Source organism: Vibrio sp., from assembly GCF_984391705.1.
This window is the reverse complement of record NZ_CFHWOM010000001.1, coordinates 239169-259289: the sequence shown is the minus strand read 5'-3', so window position 1 is coordinate 259289 and position 20121 is coordinate 239169. Positions and strand designations below refer to the sequence as shown.

At 43.9% G+C, this 20121-nt stretch carries 19 protein-coding genes; 12 read left to right on the top strand and 7 right to left on the bottom strand.

What is annotated here, in order from left to right; genetic code table 11:
* Positions 1 to 207: 207 nt before the first annotated feature.
* Entirely contained in the window at positions 208 to 1605 is a 1398-nt protein-coding gene (locus AC4MRV_RS01260) for a tryptophanase (RefSeq protein ID WP_491185601.1), read from the bottom strand.
* 414 nt (positions 1606 to 2019) lie between these two features.
* Here AC4MRV_RS01260 and AC4MRV_RS01255 point away from each other — a divergent pair, with 414 nt between their 5' ends.
* A complete protein-coding gene (locus AC4MRV_RS01255) occupies positions 2020 to 2658 on the top strand; it encodes a DUF2057 family protein (protein WP_491185600.1) in 639 nt (212 codons plus the stop codon).
* 28 nt (positions 2659 to 2686) lie between these two features.
* Here the strand turns inward: AC4MRV_RS01255 and AC4MRV_RS01250 are convergent, their stop codons facing one another.
* Entirely contained in the window at positions 2687 to 3964 is a 1278-nt protein-coding gene (locus AC4MRV_RS01250; protein WP_491185599.1) for an HD-GYP domain-containing protein, read from the bottom strand.
* A gap of 225 nt (positions 3965 to 4189) precedes the next feature.
* Here AC4MRV_RS01250 and AC4MRV_RS01245 point away from each other — a divergent pair, with 225 nt between their 5' ends.
* From AC4MRV_RS01245 to sstT, 5 genes are all read left to right on the top strand, one after another.
* Positions 4190 to 4729, top strand: coding sequence for a GNAT family N-acetyltransferase (locus AC4MRV_RS01245; RefSeq protein WP_491185598.1), 540 nt, complete (start codon positions 4190 to 4192; stop codon positions 4727 to 4729).
* 99 nt (positions 4730 to 4828) lie between these two features.
* Positions 4829 to 5257, top strand: a complete 429-nt coding sequence (locus tag AC4MRV_RS01240) for a hypothetical protein (RefSeq protein WP_491185597.1) — start codon at positions 4829 to 4831, stop codon at positions 5255 to 5257.
* Entirely contained in the window at positions 5254 to 5844 is a 591-nt protein-coding gene (locus AC4MRV_RS01235) for an SCO family protein (protein WP_491185596.1), read from the top strand. The genes AC4MRV_RS01240 and AC4MRV_RS01235 overlap by 4 nt, the downstream gene beginning before the upstream one ends.
* A gap of 2 nt (positions 5845 to 5846) precedes the next feature.
* Positions 5847 to 6293, top strand: coding sequence for a copper chaperone PCu(A)C (locus tag AC4MRV_RS01230; RefSeq protein WP_491185595.1), 447 nt, complete (start codon positions 5847 to 5849; stop codon positions 6291 to 6293).
* A gap of 226 nt (positions 6294 to 6519) precedes the next feature.
* Positions 6520 to 7740, top strand: coding sequence for a serine/threonine transporter SstT (gene sstT, locus AC4MRV_RS01225; RefSeq protein WP_491185594.1), 1221 nt, complete (start codon positions 6520 to 6522; stop codon positions 7738 to 7740).
* Positions 7741 to 7776: 36 nt separating this feature from the next.
* Here the strand turns inward: sstT and AC4MRV_RS01220 are convergent, their stop codons facing one another.
* Positions 7777 to 8928 (bottom strand): tetratricopeptide repeat protein, encoded by a 1152-nt coding sequence (locus AC4MRV_RS01220; protein ID WP_491185593.1) that lies wholly within the window; start codon positions 8926 to 8928, stop codon positions 7777 to 7779.
* 362 nt (positions 8929 to 9290) lie between these two features.
* Between AC4MRV_RS01220 and nagB the strand changes: the two genes are divergently transcribed.
* On the top strand, positions 9291 to 10091 hold the full coding sequence (gene nagB / locus AC4MRV_RS01215; RefSeq protein ID WP_491185592.1) for a glucosamine-6-phosphate deaminase: 801 nt from the start codon (positions 9291 to 9293) through the stop codon (positions 10089 to 10091).
* A gap of 68 nt (positions 10092 to 10159) precedes the next feature.
* On the opposite strand, the gene AC4MRV_RS01210 is transcribed toward nagB, so the two are convergent.
* The 3 genes from AC4MRV_RS01210 to AC4MRV_RS01200 all read right to left on the bottom strand — a co-directional run bounded on the left by AC4MRV_RS01210 (position 10160) and on the right by AC4MRV_RS01200 (position 12023).
* Positions 10160 to 10336 carry a hypothetical protein gene (locus tag AC4MRV_RS01210; protein ID WP_491185591.1) on the bottom strand — a complete coding sequence of 59 codons (177 nt, stop codon included), beginning with the start codon at positions 10334 to 10336 and terminating at the stop codon, positions 10160 to 10162.
* Positions 10337 to 10424: 88 nt separating this feature from the next.
* A complete protein-coding gene (locus AC4MRV_RS01205) occupies positions 10425 to 11177 on the bottom strand; it encodes a PilZ domain-containing protein (RefSeq protein WP_491185590.1) in 753 nt (250 codons plus the stop codon).
* A gap of 126 nt (positions 11178 to 11303) precedes the next feature.
* Positions 11304 to 12023, bottom strand: coding sequence for an SDR family oxidoreductase (locus tag AC4MRV_RS01200; protein ID WP_491185589.1), 720 nt, complete (start codon positions 12021 to 12023; stop codon positions 11304 to 11306).
* Between the two features lie 154 nt (positions 12024 to 12177).
* On the opposite strand from AC4MRV_RS01200, the gene AC4MRV_RS01195 reads away from it, so the two are divergent.
* Positions 12178 to 13074, top strand: a complete 897-nt coding sequence (locus AC4MRV_RS01195; protein WP_491185588.1) for a LysR family transcriptional regulator — start codon at positions 12178 to 12180, stop codon at positions 13072 to 13074.
* A 47-nt stretch (positions 13075 to 13121) separates the two neighbouring features.
* Here the strand turns inward: AC4MRV_RS01195 and AC4MRV_RS01190 are convergent, their stop codons facing one another.
* Positions 13122 to 14558: a coniferyl aldehyde dehydrogenase gene (locus AC4MRV_RS01190; RefSeq protein ID WP_491185587.1), complete on the bottom strand. Its 1437-nt coding sequence runs from the start codon at positions 14556 to 14558 to the stop codon at positions 13122 to 13124.
* A 365-nt stretch (positions 14559 to 14923) separates the two neighbouring features.
* Between AC4MRV_RS01190 and AC4MRV_RS01185 the strand changes: the two genes are divergently transcribed.
* The 4 genes from AC4MRV_RS01185 to AC4MRV_RS01170 all read left to right on the top strand — a co-directional run bounded on the left by AC4MRV_RS01185 (position 14924) and on the right by AC4MRV_RS01170 (position 20075).
* Positions 14924 to 16672, top strand: coding sequence for an SgrR family transcriptional regulator (locus tag AC4MRV_RS01185; RefSeq protein ID WP_491185586.1), 1749 nt, complete (start codon positions 14924 to 14926; stop codon positions 16670 to 16672).
* Positions 16673 to 16877: 205 nt separating this feature from the next.
* The gene (locus AC4MRV_RS01180) at positions 16878 to 17867 is read left to right on the top strand and encodes an ABC transporter substrate-binding protein (RefSeq protein WP_491185585.1); all 990 of its coding nucleotides are present in this window, start codon (positions 16878 to 16880) and stop codon (positions 17865 to 17867) included.
* A gap of 89 nt (positions 17868 to 17956) precedes the next feature.
* Positions 17957 to 18856, top strand: a complete 900-nt coding sequence (locus AC4MRV_RS01175) for an ABC transporter permease (RefSeq protein ID WP_491185584.1) — start codon at positions 17957 to 17959, stop codon at positions 18854 to 18856.
* Positions 18849 to 20075, top strand: coding sequence for a quaternary amine ABC transporter ATP-binding protein (locus AC4MRV_RS01170; protein ID WP_491185583.1), 1227 nt, complete (start codon positions 18849 to 18851; stop codon positions 20073 to 20075). The genes AC4MRV_RS01175 and AC4MRV_RS01170 overlap by 8 nt, the downstream gene beginning before the upstream one ends.
* Positions 20076 to 20121 lie beyond the last annotated feature (46 nt).

Below are 20121 nucleotides of genomic sequence, written 5' to 3'. Positions count from 1 at the left end.
AAATCATATTGCTGTTAGCATTTTGTTACATCACAAATTGGATACTGAGTCAGGATTTATAAATTCACATTGTTGCAGAAGAAACCATATGCTTATCAGATAAAATCAGCAGCTGTAACTAGATGAAAACAAGAATATAAAATAGAAAACTGCCTCTCCGATTACTCAGGGAGGCAGTCAATCATTTATAGCATTGAAAGAGCGATGTTATTTAGACTTAAAACGCGCGGTAAAGTGGCGAAGAACCGGAGGCTCATAGTCAAAAGTCAGTCCTTTCAGTTCATGAGCACTCTCTTTAAGTGCAATGATGGCGTCCGCGATGTAGTCCATATGATCATTGGTATACACACGGCGAGGAATGGTTAATCGCATCAGCTCTAATTCAGATGCTTTTTGCTCTCCTGTCTCTGGATCTCGGCCAAGCAACAAAGAACCAATCTCCACAGCACGAACACCCGCCTCTAAATAGAGAGCATTACACAGCACTTGCGCAGGAAACTCTTCAGCAGGAATATGTGGCAGTATTTTTGCTGCATCAACAAAAACCGCATGACCACCAGTTGGGTACTGAATAGGAATGCCCGCTTCGCGCAAACGCTCGCCCAAATATTGCACTTGGCTAATACGGTAGTGAAGATAGTCTTCATCCGCACCTTCATACAAGCCTCTTGCTAATGCCTCCATATCACGCCCAGCCATACCACCGTATGTCACGAACCCTTCCATCGGTACACATCGAGTTTGCACCGCTTGGAACAGTTCCTTGTGATCACGAATACAGCACATACCACCAATGTTGACCATAGGGTCTTTTTTAGCAGACATAGTTAACATGTCACCATATCGGTACATTTCGCGGATGATTTCCAAGATAGATTTATCTTGATAGCCTTCTTCACGTTGCTTAATAAAGTACGCGTTTTCACAATAGCGCGCAGAATCGATCACTACAGGAATATCGTTCTTCACAGCAATCTCATAGACAGCACGCATGTTTTCCATTGAAACAGGCTGACCACCCGAACTATTACAGGTCACAGTGGTAATAATGGCACAGATGTTTGTCGCACCATGTTCTTCAATGGTGGCTTCGAGTTTTTGCAGGTCAAAGTTGCCTTTCCAGTCATATGGCGTCGTCGTATCAAATGCATGCTCATCCACCACATTGATGGCTTTGCCACCGTTAAGCTCGATATGACCAGCGGTTGTATCAAAGTGATAGTTGGAAATAAAAACAGGCTCAGTACCACCACGTACGGTACGCATTCTCTCAATTAAGGCAGGAAACAGAATTTGCTCCGCACCACGCCCTTGGTGAGCAGGCACCGTGAGTTTGTAGCCAAAGAAATGTTCCACCGCGCTACATAAATTGTAATAATTGCGGCTTCCAGCGTAGGACTCATCCCCCATCATGATGCCGGCCCACTGATTGTCACTCATTGCACCTGTGCCAGAGTCAGTGAGCAAATCAATGTAAACATCATCGCTTTTTAGTAGAAACGGGTTAAGTCCTGCTTCATTGAGAGCCTCCACGCGGTCTTGATATGTGGTCATTTTGATCGGCTCTACCATTTTGATGCGAAATGGTTCTGGGATACGTTTCATTTTAATTTCCTTAAGACGTAATCTTCCCTACAGATACTTCTGTATAAGAATAAGTTTAGTAGTTAGTTTGGGTGCGCAGCAGCGCTAGAGGAAATTAAAGCGAGTCTGTTTCTTTGCTTTGTAGTGAGAGGCAGTAATCTAAGTTATACCATGACGACAACACGTAGCGGCTGTCGTGCATCCAAATGCAATTCATAGCGTTGTCCTTATCGTTGATGGCAAACTGACCACCAATATAGTCGCTGAATGACTACTTTTCCGTGAAACGTGGCTCAAATTTATAAAGCCTTTCGATACAACACCACACTGAAAGTCATATTGCGGTTAAAAGTTTAGACACTCAAAGCCACTCCATTGCAATCAGGTTAATAGCGAGGCAAAGTAACCAACTCTCTCATTAAGATGGCACTAGCTATGAAAATCAAAGCATCTATATTCGCGCTTGCGGCATTGGGCCTCAGTGCTAACGCGTTAGCAGAAGTAACAATTTCAGTTCCAGACACCGTTGAAATACTGCTGGTGAACGAGCAAAAACCACAGCTCGATGGGGGTCTGTTTGCTTCACACAAAACAGTAACTCTTCCAGACGGAGAAAACCAAGTTCTGTTTCTGTATAAGCCATACTTCACGCAAGGTAACGACCGAATCATCGTAGAAAGCGATCCCATCGTTGCAAAATTTACTGCGCAAGATAGTGATCTGGAATTTGATTTTCCGAAGTATCGTAACGTCCGTGAAGCAAAGCAAAACATCAAGTCTGCCAGTTGGCAATTCAAAAACCAAAATGGCGAACCCGTGACAGTTAAACAAGAGCAGTTAGTCAAAGAAGGGATGCAAATTGGCCGCAACTTCAAACTGGAAATCGCTGAGTATAATCGTGGTAATGGCGTGGCTTCACTAAACAATCAAGTTGTTCCTGTGACATTACCAGCAAACATTTCCAAGCAAGACCTTGAAGGGAAGAATACCGCAGAGCAGATGCTGCACTTTTGGTATGAAAAAGCAGATGCTAAAACTCAAGCTCGCTTTAAACAGTTCCTGTTAGATAACTGATTGTTGATCACTGTGGCAACAGTCAGCACTATGCGCTGACCGTTGCTTCCATTGCACTGCCAATAGAGATGTCGTAGCACTGAATACTATGTGTCTTTAGACAATGGAAAACTGTCGCATCTAATTTATAGTCATCGACAAGATCTTGCAGAATGGACATTGCTTTGTTTAAGTCTAGCCCTTTACGATACGGCCTCGACTGAGTAAGAGCTTGGAATACATCTGCCACGGCAACGATACGACTTGGCTGATCGAGTTGGTCGGCCATTTTCCCTAATGGGTAACCCGATCCATCTAGGCGCTCGTGATGATTCGATGCCCAGTCAATCACCTCTTGGCAACGAAACATCTTTATCAACGCATGACGTGTATCTGTAGCGTGTCGACGAATACAAACATACTCTTCTTCAGTAAGTAATGACGGTTTATGCAGTATATCGACGGGCGTTTTTAACTTACCAATGTCGTGCACCAAACCAGCCAAATAAAGCATTCGTTGAACACGGTTAGAATAGCCGAGTTGATAGCCTAAAAACTCTGTTAATTTGGCAACATTTCGAGAATGTTCAAAAGTAAAAGAACTCTTTGCATCAACAACTTGAGCGAATAACTCAGCGACAGCAATGGTTTCTTCTAATGCTAAATGCGTAGAGAAAAAAGGCACGGCCTCAAAGCGATAAGCCAAATTCTCAATGTACCGAGAATCCATGGAAAACCAAAAATCATCGCTATCGAGTAACTCAACCATATGCTGAACTTGATTTGGTTCAAACATAATAGACGCGTTGCTAAGCAATTCTTGAGAGATAACCCCTCGACTCGATTGAGTCACATTCCCATAACTATCAGGACAATAATTGGCATGGAGATAGTCAACTCGGTCAGAAATGAACAAAAGCGCAGCAAACTGTTTATCCTCATCTGAAATGCCAGTAGCAGTCGCCAAATCACACCACCAAGTATGGTGATGAAGTATCGGTAATGCCAGAGAAGCTAGCGGGGGACACGCTCGAAGCAGTTCATAACCTTTCATGCAATGGCTAATAGTGTCTTTTGGCACCATACTTTCTAGCAGCGCACTTCGCTCATTAGCTTGAGCAACACCGCAATCGTGAATTAACCCTAACGAAAAAACGATTTGAGCTTTTTCTTCGCTCCAGCCCATTCTTTGCGCGCAAGAGTAGGCGATATACGCGACTCGGTGGCCATGATGAATATCATCGACCCCAACAGCATCTAATGCGCAAGCCATTTCAAACAACACCTGACGTAAATCTATGCTTACGTGGTCAAGTGACACTTCCATATTATTTAGCACCGACATTTATGAGTAATTATTTTTAGCCAACGCAGGGTAAACTAAAGTGGTAGATAAAGACCACATCAATATAACGGCTATTTATAAATATGTGATTTATATAACGCAACCCAAAAATTTCGTGCCACATAAAAAGTCAATCATTTGAACTAGTTATGGTCATACCAGTTCAATCCTGTTAGTTTGTTGTTACATAATTCTTCAGGAGGCCACATGTTTACTATTCAGATCGATCACGAGTTACAACTCGCTCTTATTCAAGAATCTTTCGCGCCTCGATACGCAGAATTAGTATCTGAACAAAAAGATTATCTATCCCAATGGCTTGCATGGCCTGCGTTTTGCCAAGCGGAGCAAGACTTTAAGCTCTTCGCGCAACGCATGCTGCATGAGTATGCAGACGGTAAATCCATGACTTGCGCGATTATTTACAACGATGAGATCGTCGGCAACTGCAGCTTCAATACAATCAATCATGACACTAAACGTGCAGAGGTTGGTTATTGGCTTTCAAAGCACTATCAAGGTAAAGGCATCATTACCCGAGTAGTAACAAAGCTAATTGATATCGCGTTTAATGAACTGCAGCTTGAAAAAGTGCAGCTATCCGCAGCCAAAGAGAACCAAGCAAGCCGAGCTGTCGCAGAACGAGTCGGAATGAAACTAGAAGGTATCATTACCAATGCAGAAAAAGTTGGTGACCGCATTTTAGATCATGCCGTTTATGGCATTCATACCCCTAACAGAATTTAGCATTACGGCTTGACAGTCCGCACAGAATTTCCTGCTGTCTCATGTATTTATTGTAATGAAATGCTAGGATGGCGACTTTATAAACTGGTCGAGACTGTCGTGCCTTCTTTAATTAAAATTGCGTTGATCGCTCTAGCCCTTGGGGCTGGCTATTTTGCAGGTGATGCTTACCAGTGGTATCAAAATCAGCAAACTAAAATCTCGTTAGATGACTATTGCTTACTGTCCACTCAACCATGCTCTCAAGATGACATCGTCATTACTCTTGATCGTGATGTAAGCCAGCCGCTAGTCCCAACTCAGATTCAAGTTAAATGGCCTTCAACTAAAGCGGACGCTCTGATGTTGAGCCTAGAGGGCTATGAAATGGAGATGGGGACAACACTCTTTAAGTTAACGAAAAGCCAAAATAACCTCTATACTGGCGAGCTGATCTTGCCGGTCTGTACACTTGAAGCGATGACATGGGTTGGCCACTTGTCGGATGGCAACATACAAGTGAATACCGCTCTTAGGATGGAAAGATGAGTAAAAACTGGACGTTAATATTAATTGTGGCGTTTGTACTAGGCTTCGGTCTAAAAAGCTACCTGGATTCTCAGCCAGAGAGCGCTGAACCATCCTCAGAACAAGTCACACTTTTTGGGCAAGATAATAAACAAGTCGCTATTTTTGATCCAAGCGATACGCGTATTCGTGTCGTTTATTTTGGTTTTACTCGCTGTCCGGATGTCTGTCCAACGTCTCTCGCAATGCTTGCAGGCGCGTTGAATCAAGTGGACGATCAGACGAAACAGAAGTTTCGCCCGATGTTTATTTCGTTAGACCCAGAGCGTGATGCTGCTGCCGATTCCTATCAATATGCGCAGTATTTCCATCCAATGATAGAGGGGCTTTCTGCGCCACTTGATGTTACAACACCGTTGGCTCATCGCTATGGTGTGATCTTTAGAAAAACAGAATTAGAAAACTCAGAGTTGAAGTATACCCTTGATCACAGCTCATATTTTTACTTCCTAAAACCAGATGGCACACTCATTACTAAAGTGCCACATACGCTAACACCAGCACCATTGGTCGAAGCATTTAAAACCATTACTTCAGAAGGACAATAACCATGAAGTTGAAATCACTTCTTCTTGCAACCTTGGTACTTAGCCCATTTGCCCAAGCTAAAATGGATATCATGGCGCACCATGCTTACGCTCGTGCAACACCACCTAATGCTGCAACCAGTGCAGTATTCGCAGAAATCATGAACCGCGGTGAAAATGACCGTATCATCATCTCAGCGACAACTGATGCTGCTGGTAAAGTGGAACTTCATGATGTAATCAAAGAAGGCGACGTAATGAAAATGCGTCAAGTTGAATCCATCACTATTCCAGCTAATGGCAAAGTTGAACTTAAACCAGGCAGCTTGCACATCATGTTGTTCGATCTAAAACAACCTCTGGTTGAGGGCGAAAAGATTGACGTTCAAATTACCTTTGCAAATGGTCAGAAGCAGACCTTCGCCGCACCTATCAAGAAAGTAATGAGTGGTATGAAACACCACCACTAAGCTATCTCATTGTTAATCTATTATAAAGGAGCTCCTGGCTCCTTTTTTGTTACCCGCAAAAACAAAAATACAACACAAAATTCACACTTAATGGTTAATCTTAATTTTTCCTGCTAATTTTCAATTAAATCTAGACACAATATTTCAACACGCTAGTATGTCCAGCTCAGTTTGAGATAACTGAAATCACTATAAATCTATAAAATTATTCATTGCAGGGATAACTATGCAACACAACTCACTTATTGCCCGTTTCGCTCGCGGCAATCTGGTTTTGCAAATCCTAGCCGGTATCATTCTTGGTGTTGGCCTAGCGACAATTGCTCCAGAGTCTGCGAAAGACGCTGGTTTACTTGGAAGCCTCTTTGTTGGTGCACTTAAAGCAGTCGCACCTGTTCTTGTTTTTATTCTGGTCGCAGCTTCTATTGCCAACCAGAAGAAAAACCAACACACCTACATGCGCCCAATCGTAGTATTATACCTTTTCGGTACGCTGACAGCCGCTTTAACAGCTGTCGTACTTAGCTTCTTATTCCCGACTACGTTGACGCTTGTTTCTGGTGCGGAAGGAACAACTCCGCCGCAAGGTATCGCAGAAGTCATGCATACTTTGTTGTTCAAGCTAGTCGACAACCCAGTGAACGCTCTTATGAGTGCAAACTACATTGGTATTCTTGCGTGGGCAGTCGGTCTAGGTTTGGCCTTACATCACGCATCTGCAACGACCAAAGCCGTATTTGAAGATCTAAGCCACGGTGTATCACAGATCGTCCGCTTTATTATTCGCCTAGCACCATTCGGTATTTTTGGTCTAGTTGCGTCAACACTTGCAACTACGGGTTTTGAAGCGCTAGCGGGCTACGCTCACCTTCTTGCTGTTCTGCTTGGTTCAATGGCAATCATTGCATTGGTGGTAAACCCAATCATTGTGTTCGTAAAAACGAAAGAAAACCCTTATCCGTTAGTGCTGAAATGTCTACGTGAAAGTGGTGTTACGGCATTTTTCACTCGTTCAAGTGCAGCAAACATCCCAGTAAACATGGCGCTGTGTGAGCGTTTAAAACTGGATGAGGATACATACTCAGTATCAATCCCATTAGGTGCGACCATCAATATGGCAGGCGCCGCTATCACTATCACAACCCTAACGCTTGCAGCCGTGCATACGATGGGCATTGAAATTGACCTTCTTACCGCTTTGCTACTTAGCTTAGTCGCTGCGGTATCAGCATGTGGGGCATCGGGTGTCGCAGGTGGTTCTCTACTGCTTATTCCCCTTGCGTGTGGACTATTTGGTATTCCAAATGAAATTGCGATGCAGGTTGTCGCTGTCGGCTTTATTATCGGTGTGGTTCAAGACTCAGCCGAAACGGCATTGAACAGCTCTACAGATGTTGTGTTTACCGCAGCCGTTTGCAAATCAAAGCAAAACGAAGCAAAAGCTTAATAAAAATGGCCTCTAATTTAGAGGCCATTTTTGTATCTAGTGTTTATCCATCGGAGATTGGCTAAAGTCTATTTTAGCTGGCTCTTGTTGTTCACCTAAAGTCTGCTCAGCCACCTCTTCAACACCTCCCCCCACAGCCTGCTGTTCGGTAGTTTCTAGTTCCCTTGTTTCAACAGGAGCCTGCTCAATAAGTGGAATATTGCGCTTGTAAAGCTTGTTCAGGGCTTTGATGATGGAATGTTTGCTTACTTTATTTTCTCTAATCTTCTTCATCATTGGTTTGCTTAGTCCCTGTAAGCCCACCACAGTATCAACGCCAATATTTAGTGCGACTCTGTCACGGAGGGGTTTGGCCCTTTCATACCCTAACTGGCTTGCTAGGAAGAGCCAAATATACGCAATAGCATTGCCGTTTGGTCGATAGTCCATCCAAACTTCTCCCGCCAGGTACATGGCATCTAAGTGACCTTTCTCGGCCGCTCGCTCAAGCCAATAGCACCCTATTGCGTGATCAGTCGGAACACCAATACCCTTAATGTAGCTCATCCCTAGTTTCATTCGACCCTCATTGCTTCTGAGTTGAGCCGCTCGCCTGTAATATTCGATAGCTAAATTAGGTTCTGGATTACTATTGTTTTCCGACACGTACCAATCACCCAAAAAAATCATCGATTCGATATGATTTTGAGCGCTCGCCGACTTCAATACTTTAATGGCTTTATGCTGATCTTGCTCTGTCCCGCGGCCATGAAATAAGGCGACCCCCATCTCAAATTTATGCGGAAGACTGCCTTCCGCTGCCGCTATGCAAGTTTGCCAAAACCTCGATTGCTCCTTGAGAACCACATCTTGCTGCATTTTGGCACTTAAGCGGACAATGCCGTACATACCACTAACATTGTCTAATTTCGCCGCCTTGGTATACCAATACAGCGCCTCTTTAGGTTTACTTCGTTCAGCTTCTTTAGCCAAGAACAGAATCGTTGGAATGTGCCCGCCTTCAGCTTTGTAGATACGCTCTTCTCGTTCTTGCTTACGATTCTTTTCCAGAGCTTTTCGATACGCGATCTCTCTTTCTTTGCGTTCTTGTTCAAGACGCTTTTTGCGTACTGATAGCGCCAGCATCCACAAAAACATGCAGAGCAGCAGCAGACCAGTTATCCCTATCGCGATACCTATAATATTCATTCAGACTTCTTTGTTTTTCTTCAGCATTTGTTTATCGACCGAAAACCCAACAAGTTGAGCCCTTACATCATACCTTATTTATCACTACATCGCTTAAAGCTAGTTTACTTCAACACGCATTGTGCCTCTTATCGCTTATTCCATGCAATGAGTTGAAAATTAACGCAGAAAATTAATTAATGTTGTTAACCTAACATGGCTCGTAAACTCATAAACGACAACGATTAACTGATGAAACAATAAGCAAGTCTCAAATTAATCGCGAAAATTTGACCGAAAACAATAGAAGATCGCAAAAACTTATTTTATAATGCGAATTAATGTTTCAGAGCATCATAAATTCTAATACTTAGGGGCAAAAAATGAGACTTATCCCGTTAAACCAAGCAGCACAAGTAGGTAAGTGGGCAGCAGCACACATCGTTAAGCGTATTAACGACTTCAACCCAACTGCAGAACGTCCATTCGTTCTAGGTCTACCAACTGGTGGTACTCCGCTAGCAACTTACAACGCGCTTATCGAAATGCATAAAGCTGGCGAAGTTAGCTTTAAGCACGTAGTTACTTTTAACATGGATGAGTACATCGGCATCCCAGCTGATCACCCAGAGTCTTACCGCTCTTTCATGTACAACAACTTCTTCAACCACATCGATATCCAAGATGAAAACATCAACCTTCTTGATGGTAACGCTGCGGATAACGAAGCAGAATGCAAACGCTACGAAGATAAAATCAAATCTTACGGCCGTATCAACCTATTCATGGGTGGCGTAGGTAACGATGGTCACATTGCATTCAATGAGCCAGCATCTTCTCTATCTTCACGCACACGTATCAAGACACTGACTGAAGATACTCGCATTGCAAACTCTCGTTTCTTTGATGGCGATATCAACCAAGTACCTAAGTACGCTCTAACTATTGGTGTAGGTACTCTACTTGATTCTGAAGAGATCATGATCCTAGTAACAGGCCACAACAAAGCTCTAGCACTAGAAGCAGCAGTTGAAGGTTCAGTGAACCACCTTTGGACAGTATCTGCACTTCAGCTACACCCTAAATCAGTGATTGTATGTGATGAGCCTGCAACTCAAGAGCTAAAAGTTAAGACAGTTAAGTACTTCACTGAGCTAGAAGCAGAGAACATCAAAGGTTTCTAATCAGTTAGAGCCCTAAATCAAAAAAATCCGAGCATATTGCTCGGATTTTTATTGGGCTTAACTAGGATTTAACTTTCAGGGAATTCTGAACGCTCACCCACTTGAGAAGAATGCGCACTCCAGTGTTCATTTGGGTCATAAGCTTCATCGCACAAGTCAATTGTGTAGCCCATTTCCAACACTTCTTTAATTGTTAGATTGTCAGCAACTCGAGTGACTTCGCCTTTTTCATTACGTAGTTCCATACCTCACCCTCCCTCAGGCTGTAACCAGCTCCGTTCACCTTTATTATAGTGTATTTCCTTACATCAAGATTAAAGAACGCGGCCTTCGTTACAACTCGAACTTTTGTTGGATATGGCAAAAGCTCAACTTTTCAATTAACGTTTTTACGTACTCGATAGAACATTGCTCAAACTGAGCGCCATACTTTTTATATTGGCTTGTGTGCTCAACGTTCTTAATGATTGCCCTTAAGGCTTTAGGCGTTTGGAAGTCTTCGGTGAGTAACGCTAAGGTGATTAGATTCCCTACTCGATAGTTACTTGTCATTCTGTCTAGCACAATGAGGCATCCAGAGCGTGAGATATCACGAATTTGGCATAGGTAACGATGGCCATCGGGGTCTAAGATTGCGTCTAGTGTTAGTTCAAGCCTTGCACTTTCCCTCAAGCCAAGAACAATTTGGGTTGCTTTTGGCAATGTCACTAACAATATGCCTGAGCCGCCACCATTTAATACGTATTCGATCTTACTCTTAAAATAGATTCTGGCCCCCTCTCCTTTATCACCCACAACACACGCTTGGATTTGATAACCACGATTCATAAAAACAGCCAGTTCCTGGGCAGTCACATCCGGCATTTCTAGCAGTAGAACGTTATTAGAATGCATACCAATGTACTTTGTTCTACATTTAAGCGTTTTTTTAGTTGGTGTGGTCACGATACACGCAACCTCACAAAGAGGCGTCAAATTAGCAAAAACGTCTTCACCATACTTTATACATGCATTCGGTTCTTGCGGTTTAGAGTGCTCATCTAGCTGAATAACCTCTGTATTTTCCTTTAACTTGGTATTTTCCATGTTTACCCACATATGCACCAAAGAACATATATAAGTTATAGATAATAAACCTATTACTTCAAAGGTAAAATCGCACATAAACAAAAACGGCCAGTGAAGACTGACCGTTTTTTTAAACTATTGAAATTATGGTTGCTGTTTAGTCGGTGCCAATGCTATTTCACGCACACAAACATTTTGTGGTTGGTTGTAGGCAAATTCTACTGCTCGTGCAATATCATCGGCCGCCAATACGCCCCCCATATCCACTTTCCAATCATCGTAGCCATCTTTGATTTCCTGAGATGTTGTATGAGAAAGAAGCTCTGTCTCTACCGCCCCTGGTGCAATCGTCGTTACACGAACATTTGCTGATGCCACTTCTTCGCGAACATTTTCAGAGATAGCGTGTACAGCGAACTTAGTGCCACAGTAAGCTGCATGGTTAGGAAATGTTTTCTTACCAGCGATAGAACTGATGTTAATGATCGTACCGCTATTTCGCTCCATCATAGGAGAAAGAACCGCTTGCATACCATTAAGTAGACCAATTACGTTTACATCAAACATACGTTTCCATTCAGAAGCGTCTTGAGTATCGATTTGACCTAATAGCATCACACCTGCATTGTTAACGATTCCATCAACAGGACCAAACTTCTGCTCAGCTTTAGCGATCGCAGCTTCAAAAGTCGCTTTGTCCGTGACATCAACGTGTTCACACATTGTATTTGGTAAACCTAGTGCTTCTAAGCGTTCAACACGACGTGCAAGAAGCAGCAGAGGATGGCCCGCATCGCTTAATCGACGCGCGATCGCTTCACCAATACCAGAACTTGCACCTGTAATTACGATTAGTTTTTTCATTGATTCATTCCTCTAAAAATTTCTTCTTACAGCCCATTGCGCTGCGATAGAGGTATATTAATGAATAGATTTTTGTTGATATATATCACTTTAGTTGAAACACTGTTTCCATAGTGCAACAATAAGTACCGTTCACTGGTCGTGGAATAATACAATGCTCAATCAAGTTAACCTCACAGATATTCGTTCATTCGTACTCATTGCCCAACTGGGTAACTTTACTAAGGCGGCAGAAGCACTTGATGTATCTCGCTCTCATGTATCTCGACAAATCAGCCAGCTAGAGAAGCAAATGGGGGTAACACTGTTGATTCGAACAACTCGAATGCTAAAGCTGACCGATGCCGGAAGACTTTTTTACCAGCAGTGTGAAAAGGCGCTAGAGGAAATCGATCAGGCTCTCCTTGCTGCAGTCGAAGATATCGAGACTTTACAAGGGGAGATCAAAGTCAACTGCGTTGGGGGATATCTCGGAGAAGAGTTAGTTGCGCAAATGACGGCCGACTTCATGCAACAGCACCCTCTCGTATCGATTAACCTAGATTTTAGTAGTCACCGTATCGATCTGATCGAAGACGATTTTGATATCGCCTTTCGAATGGGGAAACTTGAAGATGCTGGTTTTATCGCACGTAAATTGATGGACATCGAAATGGGCACATTAGCTAGCCCACAGTACCTCAAGCAATTGGGCCGCCTAGAGCACCCGAAACAGTTGATCGAGCATCAGTGTTTAACAGGCTCAGTCAAACGCTGGAGCTTTGAAAACGTCGAGACAAGTAAGAGCTACGACCTCCATGTTTCAGGTCACCTCCAGTGTAAGAATGGACGCGTATTGGTTAAAGGTGCGCTCAATCATCGCGGTATCATTCGTGTACCACTCATCTACTGCCAAAACGAGCTCACTCAACACCAACTCGTAGAAGTATTTGAACAGTGGCGCGTACCTAGTGTCGACTTCTCGATGATCTACCACAGAGATAGGTATCAGCCCAAACGACTAAAACTGTTTATTGATTTTGCGAAAGAGTATTTTCAGGCTCAAGTGTGAGGAAACGAACTGCTCTCATTGAACCTGAGAGCAGCGTTAAATAGGCATTAGCGTATAAATAATTTGCTCAGAGCAGTTTGTGCAAGCTTTCTGAACTTGAGAATCAAACGACTTCTCGGTAGCCAACTCGGTGTCGTAAGAACCGTTTTGGCTTTTGAGAAGGCCATAAAACCTTCAATACCATGGTAGTGGCCTAAGCCAGAATCTCCGACTCCACCAAAAGGAGCATCTTCTGCAGCCACGTGCAGCAATGTATCGTTAATCGCGACCCCACCGCTATGGGTTTGCTCGATGACTTGACGCTGGAGCAACTTATCATCTGACATTAAGTACAGAGCTAACGGCCGAGGCTTAGAGTTAATGTAAGCAAACACCTCATTTAGATGTCGATAGCCGATTACAGGTAGGATTGGGCCAAAGATCTCTTGCTTCATTAGCAACATATCTTCAGTAATACCCGTCACCAAGTGGGGCAACATTCTTCTACCTGACACTTCGACACCGTCAATGGTGTGTATGCCTGCGCCGCGTGCTTTGGCATCTTCCAATAGGTCAGTCAATCTCTGGTGTTGTGCATCATTAATGATTTGGGTTACTGACTCAGCGCTATTTTTGTCGACATACAAAGACTTAAAACGCTCTAAATAGAGTCGAATAAAGGTCAGCTCTTTCCCTTTAGGCACAAGAACATAATCTGGCGCAACACAGATTTGGCCAGCATTGACCGATTTACCTAGCATAACCGCATCAACGGCCCGGATCAGCTCGATGTCATCATCAATAATCGCGGGCGATTTACCACCTAGTTCCAAGGTAACGGGTGTGAGATTCTTTGCCGCTGCTTGAGCGACTAACCGCCCCACTTGAGTTGAACCAGTAAACAAAAGGTGATCGAATGGCAGCTGAGAAAAGTGGCTCGCGATTTCGGCTTCACCTTCTATCGGATAAATGGTCTTATCTAGCTGAACAAAAATCTGGCTCAACACCTGGTTGGTATGATGAGTATGTTCACTCAATTTCACCATCACTCTATTACCAGCAGCGATGGCCGTCACAATGGGCGCAATACTCAATACGATAGGAAAGTTCCAAGGAACAATGATTCCTACAACCCCAAGCGGTTGATATTCAACCTTAACGGAAGATGGGCTCAGCAAAAGACCAGCCGAACGTCGACTAGGCCTCATCCACTTTTTAAGGTGCTTAATGGTGTAGTTAATATGAGAAACGGCGGGCAAAATATCACAAATCAAACTATCAAACCGACTACGAAAGCCGTAGTCCTGACTCAAAGCATCAATCAACTCCTGTTGCTTACTCAATAGAGCGCTTTTCAAAAGCTCCAACTGTTCAATTCTAGTACCATAGTCTGGGTATGGTAAAGACTGGTAGCAAGCACTAACTTCGTTAAATAATTGCTTCAGTTCATGCTCCGATTTGATGTGTTCTTTCTGCCAACGATTGAGGTCAACAACTCTTTCCATGTTCTAGCCAGCGTTTGTTAATTTTCACGGGTAATATTAGTCATAAATTCCCTGAAAGTCTTGCTTGCTCAAACCTAGAGTGAGTGCTCTATCTCACTGTTTAACATTTGTTCGCAATTTATCAATGAGTGAGCACTGGTTGATATGATCGTGGGGGTATCAGGAGCACATTGCCAACCAGCGCTCGGTGTGGATTAAACCACGCTGGTATTATCCCAATAAAATAGGACCAATAAAACTCACCATAAATAGGAAAAACATTCCCTATTTGCAGCATAAATTGACCAATTTCGACCACAATCCACAGAAATCGCGTAAAATAAGGAACAAAATATTCAAACATTTTCTATATTGAAGGTACTGTTGTGTCTGATCTCACTCTGCTCCGTTATTACTCTCGCCTTGCACCTCTTGGAGCTAAGCAGAATGTCAAAACCTCGCTTCCACAAGTCGCTGATTCACTGTTTACCAGTACTCGTCATGCACGTAACCTGCTCAATGAAATGCAAAAGCTCGGTTGGCTAACATGGACACCCAAAGTGGGCAGAAATCAACGTTCGACGCTCTTCTTATCTCATCCACTAGATGAACTAAAACAGCAGCTCGCCGCAATACGCATTCAACAGGGCAAATATGAAAAAGCCCTCAATATATTAGATGATGACCAACAAGCATTTGGCCGCTTGCTCCAAAGTACATCCGGAGCGACGATGCGAGAGGGGCAACTACACATTCAGCTAACGTACAAACGTCCTTTTGAAAGACTTGTGCCCCACCACCTCCAACGTTCAAGTGAGCGTTACCTGTTACGTCAAATCTACTGCTGTTTAGTCTCGAGTAACTCGGATGGTGAGCTTGAACCGCAGTTGGCGCACCATTGGCGTTATGAGCCATCGACCAATGAGTGGACATTCTACCTACGTCCAGGTTTATCCTTTCACGATGGCGCTCCAATAGATGCTCCCAGTATTGCGACCTTGTTCAATCGACTAAAGCAGCTACCACATTACCAAAGTGAAATGGCCCACTTAGTTGAGGTCACGGCTCCACTGCCCAACAAAGTGGTATTCAAGCTCGCTATTCAAGACAAAGGCTTTGGTGGGCTGCTTTCTGGAGTAAAATACGGCATTCAACCACCTGAACAACTCGATAAACCTAACTCTAAATTAGTGGTAGGCAGTGGCGCGTTTTCGGTAAGAGAGCATTCGCAAGAGCGGCTGTGTTTAGATGCATTTGAACACTATTATTCCTGTCGAGCACTCACTGACCAAGTGACGATATGGCAATTGGATGAACAAGAATTGGTTGAAAAGCAAATAGAGACCAACCAACCAGAAGCTCAAGATCTTGGATGCAATTACTATCTTTCACACGCCGTTGAAGCTGTTGAAAAGAAAGCAACACAACAATCCCGAATTGAAGATGGCTGCCTATTCGTGCTGTTTAATCAACAGTCTCCATCGATGCTGGATGATAGCCAACGGCGTTATCTTTCGAGCTTTATTAGTGCAGATAAGATCTTACAGCAGCTAGAAAAGACCAATACCTTGTTTGGCTGTGAAATTGCGTTAAATATGCTGCCGATTTGGCATAAGATCATACGGCCAGACGCGCCTCAAGTCGCGCTGCCGGAGAACATCTCAATCGCTGTCTACGATTATACGGCACTGCGCAATTGTGCCTTGGCATTAAAGTCAGTGTTAGAGCAGCAAGGCACGCAGGTAACAGTCAACACATACTCTTTTAGGGACCTTAACCAGTTAGCCATGGATGGGAAGCTCAGTGAGTCTCTTATTCTTACCAACATCAATTTAGATGATAACCGCCATGCATCTGCGTTCAATAGCCTTTATCACAACCCTGTTTTACAAAGCTGTATTGGCCATGAAAGCAAAGAGTGGCTAACTCACTCTTTGGACAAACTTAGGTCGGAAACCCCACTTAGCGACTATCTCAATGAGCTAGAGCCAATTGCGTCAGCGTTAATCAACCAATATTGGCTAACTCCACTCTTCCATCACCGCCAAACCTTACGTTTTCATGGTCTCCTAAAAGACGTCGAGTTAACTAACTGGGGCTGGCCGGATATTAAAAATGTATGGTCAGCTGATTAATAAATAGTTCGAACTCAAATTAAAACAATCCATCAGACATTAATAAAGTCGTTATAAAAAACAAAAAATTCGTAAAAAGGAGGTACAAACCAGCAATAAAGTCAGCAAATCAGCCAATTTAACCTCACAATCAACAAAATTTCATTTGAACTCTAATCATTAGATCTCTATTTTTATAAGGCATTCATTAAAAAGGGAAATTATGATGAGAGTAAAAACGGCAGCATTGCTCGTCCTGAGCGCAACCGCTCTAAATGCACAAGCTGGCGAATGTGGCAAAGTCACCATTGCAGATATGAACTGGAACTCTGCAACCGTTATCGCCAATATTGACCGCTTTATTCTTGAACACGGTTACGGTTGTGATGCCGAGTTAATCCCTGGTGACACCATGCCAACAGGGACTTCAATGATTGAAAAAGGCCAACCTGATGTCGCACCTGAATTTTGGTCAAACAGCCTTAAAGACGCACTAGACAAAGGTGTAGCTGACAAGCGACTACGTTATGCCGGGAAATCACTGGTCGATGGTGGTGAAGAAGGTTTTTGGGTTCCTGCGGCATTAGTGAAGCAGTACCCAGAAATTGCAACGATTGAAGGGGTTAAAAAGCATGCTAAGCTCTTTGAGCACCCGGAAGACCCTGATAAATCTGCGTTCTACACTTGCCCGGCGGGCTGGAACTGTCAGATCAGTGCGGGTAACTTGTTCAATGCTATGAACTTGGATAATGCAGGCTTTGCTGTGGTTGATCCTGGTTCGAGTGCTGGCCTTTCAGGCGCTATCGCGAAAGCCAACGAACGTGGTGAAGCTTGGTTTGGTTATTACTGGGCCCCAACCGCAGTGCTGGGCAAGTATGAGATGGTCAAAGTTGACTTTGGCAGTGGTGTAAATGAAGAAGAATTCGTTAACTGCACTACGCAATCGGAATGTGCCGATCCTAAACCGACCATGTATCCACCTTCGCCAGTCCATACCATTACAACAGAAGAGTTCGCTACACGAGCACCAGAAGCCTATGACTACTTCAGTAAGCGTGGCTTCACCAATGCAGATATGAACCGTCTCCTAGCATGGATGGAAGATAACCAAGCGGACGGCGAAGAAGCAATGTTCCACTTCCTAGAAGACTACCCTCAAATTTGGCAAGCTTGGGTGAGCCCTGAGGTCGCCAATAAAGTTAAGCAAGCACTTTAATCCTGGTTTGCGCACGAAGCGCTAAACTGAAGATGTACTCCTTCGCCATTGACATCGCATTGGCGAAGGAGAATAAAAGGAATTTATAGATGTCTAACGATAACTGGTTCAGTAGCTTTCCTGAAATGGATCGCTCAGATCTTAGAGCCATACGCAAAACATTAGATGGCGCCTACCGCGATTTTTCACGTGAATATGGCGACATGATTGAGTCTTTCTTTGATCCACTCCTTTCATTCCTTGTTTGGTTTGAAAAACTCCTAATTTCGACCCCCTGGATCATCACACTCGCTGTATGTACTGGTCTAGTTTACCTAGCAAGTCGTTCATGGAAATTAGGGGTTGGTTGCTTAGTATCCCTCTTGCTGATCGGCTATTTTGGTATGTGGGAAGATACCATGCGAACCCTAAGCATTATCACCGTCTGTACAATGCTTTCTATCGTGTTGGGCATTCCTATCGGCATTGCGATGGCGCGCTCTAATCGTATCCAATCTACCGTCACTCCAATGCTCGATATCATGCAGACCATGCCCGCATTTGTTTACTTGATTCCGGTCGTAATGCTCCTTGGTATTGGTAAGATCCCAGGCTTAATCGCTGTGGTTATTTATGCCATTCCACCAGTGATACGATTAACCAACTTGGGAATTCGACTGGTTGATAAAGAAGTACTTGAAGCTTCAACAGCCTTCGGGGCGAGCGCAAAGCAGCGCCTGTTTGGCGTTCAGTTGCCTCTAGCAATGCCGACCATCATGGCAGGTATTAACCAAACCATTATGATGGCGCTTTCTATGGTCGTGATCGCATCAATGATTGGCGTGAAAGGACTTGGCCAACCCGTGCTGAAATCCATTACCAATCAATACTTCACTCTTGGCCTACTCAATGGTTTTGCTATCGTTGCGCTGGCTATCCTATTTGACCGCGCGTCTCAGGCCTACGCGAAAAGAACGCAGGCTCACCTAGGAGATCTGAAGCATGACTAAACCTCTTATTGAAATCAGTGGTCTTTACAAAGTATTTGGCCCCAAAGCTGCGTCAGTAATGGAGCGTGTTAAGCGTGGTGATAGTAAAGACCAAGTTTTAGCAGAAACGGGACATACGGTTGGTCTTAAAGAAATTGATTTGAAGATCAACAAAGGCGAGATTTTCGTCATCATGGGGTTATCGGGGTCAGGCAAATCAACCCTTATACGCCACTTCAACCGACTAATTGACCCAACTGAAGGGAAAATCTTAGTTGAGGGAACTGACGTAATGCAGCTCAACCAACAAGAGTTAGAGCTATTTCGTCGTAAAAAGATGTCGATGGTCTTTCAACGTTTCGGCCTTTTACCACACCGCACTGTGGTCGATAACGTCGCCTACGGACTAGAAATCCAAGGGATGACAAAATCAGAGCGTACCGAAAAAGCCAATCAGTGGCTCGAAACGGTTGGGCTCAAAGGTTATGAGAATCAGTACCCATCTCAACTTTCCGGAGGCCAACAGCAACGAGTTGGCTTAGCGAGAGCACTGTGTACTGACGCAGAGATCTTGCTAATGGACGAGGCTTTCTCTGCATTAGATCCTTTGATTCGCAGTGAAATGCAAGACCAGTTAATCGAGCTACAAGAAAAGCTACACAAAACCATCGTATTTATTACCCATGACTTGGATGAAGCATTACGCCTTGGCGATCGCATTGCGATTTTAAAAGACGGATTGTTGGTACAACAGGGTACCCCGGATGAAATACTTCTCCATCCAGCCGACGACTATGTCGAAGCATTCGTTAAAGATGTGAATCGCGCCCGTGCACTGACAGTGGAAACAGTCATGAACCCACCAGCGTCACGTATTACTGCAAATTCGATTCAAGAAGCCATCGCTCAAATGAAAGGTATCAAACAAGATTATGCCTATCATGTGACTGAGGACGGCTACCAGGGCGTGCTGACCAAAGAAGGCCTGTTGGATGCGGCTAAATCTGATGCTCAAGATGAAATCTGCCAAGACATCTATGAGGAAGTGCCAGCTGTATCTCCAGATGCAGTGATCGAAGAAGTGTTGATGGAGAGTATTTCTAGTGACTACTCTCTTCCTGTGGTCGATGATGATGGCAATCTGCAAGGCGCATTAGAGCGTAGTGCTGTTGCCGAGATTTTTTCAGACAGCAGTGAAGAGGAAAATGACCCAAGCCCAAAGCTAGATAAGGTTTCCTAACTTCGACTCCAGCCCTTCCCCTATCGCAATGCTTGTCCTCGACTGG

What these genes read in the sequence shown, in the direction of transcription:
- AC4MRV_RS01260 (WP_491185601.1), bottom strand. Translation starts at nt 1,605, where the DNA reads ATGAAACGTATCCCAGAACCATTTCGCATCAAAATGGTAGAGCCGATC.
- AC4MRV_RS01255 (WP_491185600.1), top strand. Translation starts at nt 2,020, where the DNA reads ATGAAAATCAAAGCATCTATATTCGCGCTTGCGGCATTGGGCCTCAGT.
- AC4MRV_RS01250 (WP_491185599.1), bottom strand. Translation starts at nt 3,964, where the DNA reads ATGGAAGTGTCACTTGACCACGTAAGCATAGATTTACGTCAGGTGTTG.
- AC4MRV_RS01245 (WP_491185598.1), top strand. Translation starts at nt 4,190, where the DNA reads ATGTTTACTATTCAGATCGATCACGAGTTACAACTCGCTCTTATTCAA.
- AC4MRV_RS01235 (WP_491185596.1), top strand. Translation starts at nt 5,254, where the DNA reads ATGAGTAAAAACTGGACGTTAATATTAATTGTGGCGTTTGTACTAGGC.
- AC4MRV_RS01230 (WP_491185595.1), top strand. Translation starts at nt 5,847, where the DNA reads ATGAAGTTGAAATCACTTCTTCTTGCAACCTTGGTACTTAGCCCATTT.
- sstT (WP_491185594.1), top strand. Translation starts at nt 6,520, where the DNA reads ATGCAACACAACTCACTTATTGCCCGTTTCGCTCGCGGCAATCTGGTT.
- AC4MRV_RS01220 (WP_491185593.1), bottom strand. Translation starts at nt 8,928, where the DNA reads ATGAATATTATAGGTATCGCGATAGGGATAACTGGTCTGCTGCTGCTC.
- nagB (WP_491185592.1), top strand. Translation starts at nt 9,291, where the DNA reads ATGAGACTTATCCCGTTAAACCAAGCAGCACAAGTAGGTAAGTGGGCA.
- AC4MRV_RS01210 (WP_491185591.1), bottom strand. Translation starts at nt 10,336, where the DNA reads ATGGAACTACGTAATGAAAAAGGCGAAGTCACTCGAGTTGCTGACAAT.
- AC4MRV_RS01205 (WP_491185590.1), bottom strand. Translation starts at nt 11,177, where the DNA reads ATGGAAAATACCAAGTTAAAGGAAAATACAGAGGTTATTCAGCTAGAT.
- AC4MRV_RS01200 (WP_491185589.1), bottom strand. Translation starts at nt 12,023, where the DNA reads ATGAAAAAACTAATCGTAATTACAGGTGCAAGTTCTGGTATTGGTGAA.
- AC4MRV_RS01195 (WP_491185588.1), top strand. Translation starts at nt 12,178, where the DNA reads ATGCTCAATCAAGTTAACCTCACAGATATTCGTTCATTCGTACTCATT.
- AC4MRV_RS01190 (WP_491185587.1), bottom strand. Translation starts at nt 14,558, where the DNA reads ATGGAAAGAGTTGTTGACCTCAATCGTTGGCAGAAAGAACACATCAAA.
- AC4MRV_RS01180 (WP_491185585.1), top strand. Translation starts at nt 16,878, where the DNA reads ATGAGAGTAAAAACGGCAGCATTGCTCGTCCTGAGCGCAACCGCTCTA.
- AC4MRV_RS01175 (WP_491185584.1), top strand. Translation starts at nt 17,957, where the DNA reads ATGTCTAACGATAACTGGTTCAGTAGCTTTCCTGAAATGGATCGCTCA.
- AC4MRV_RS01170 (WP_491185583.1), top strand. Translation starts at nt 18,849, where the DNA reads ATGACTAAACCTCTTATTGAAATCAGTGGTCTTTACAAAGTATTTGGC.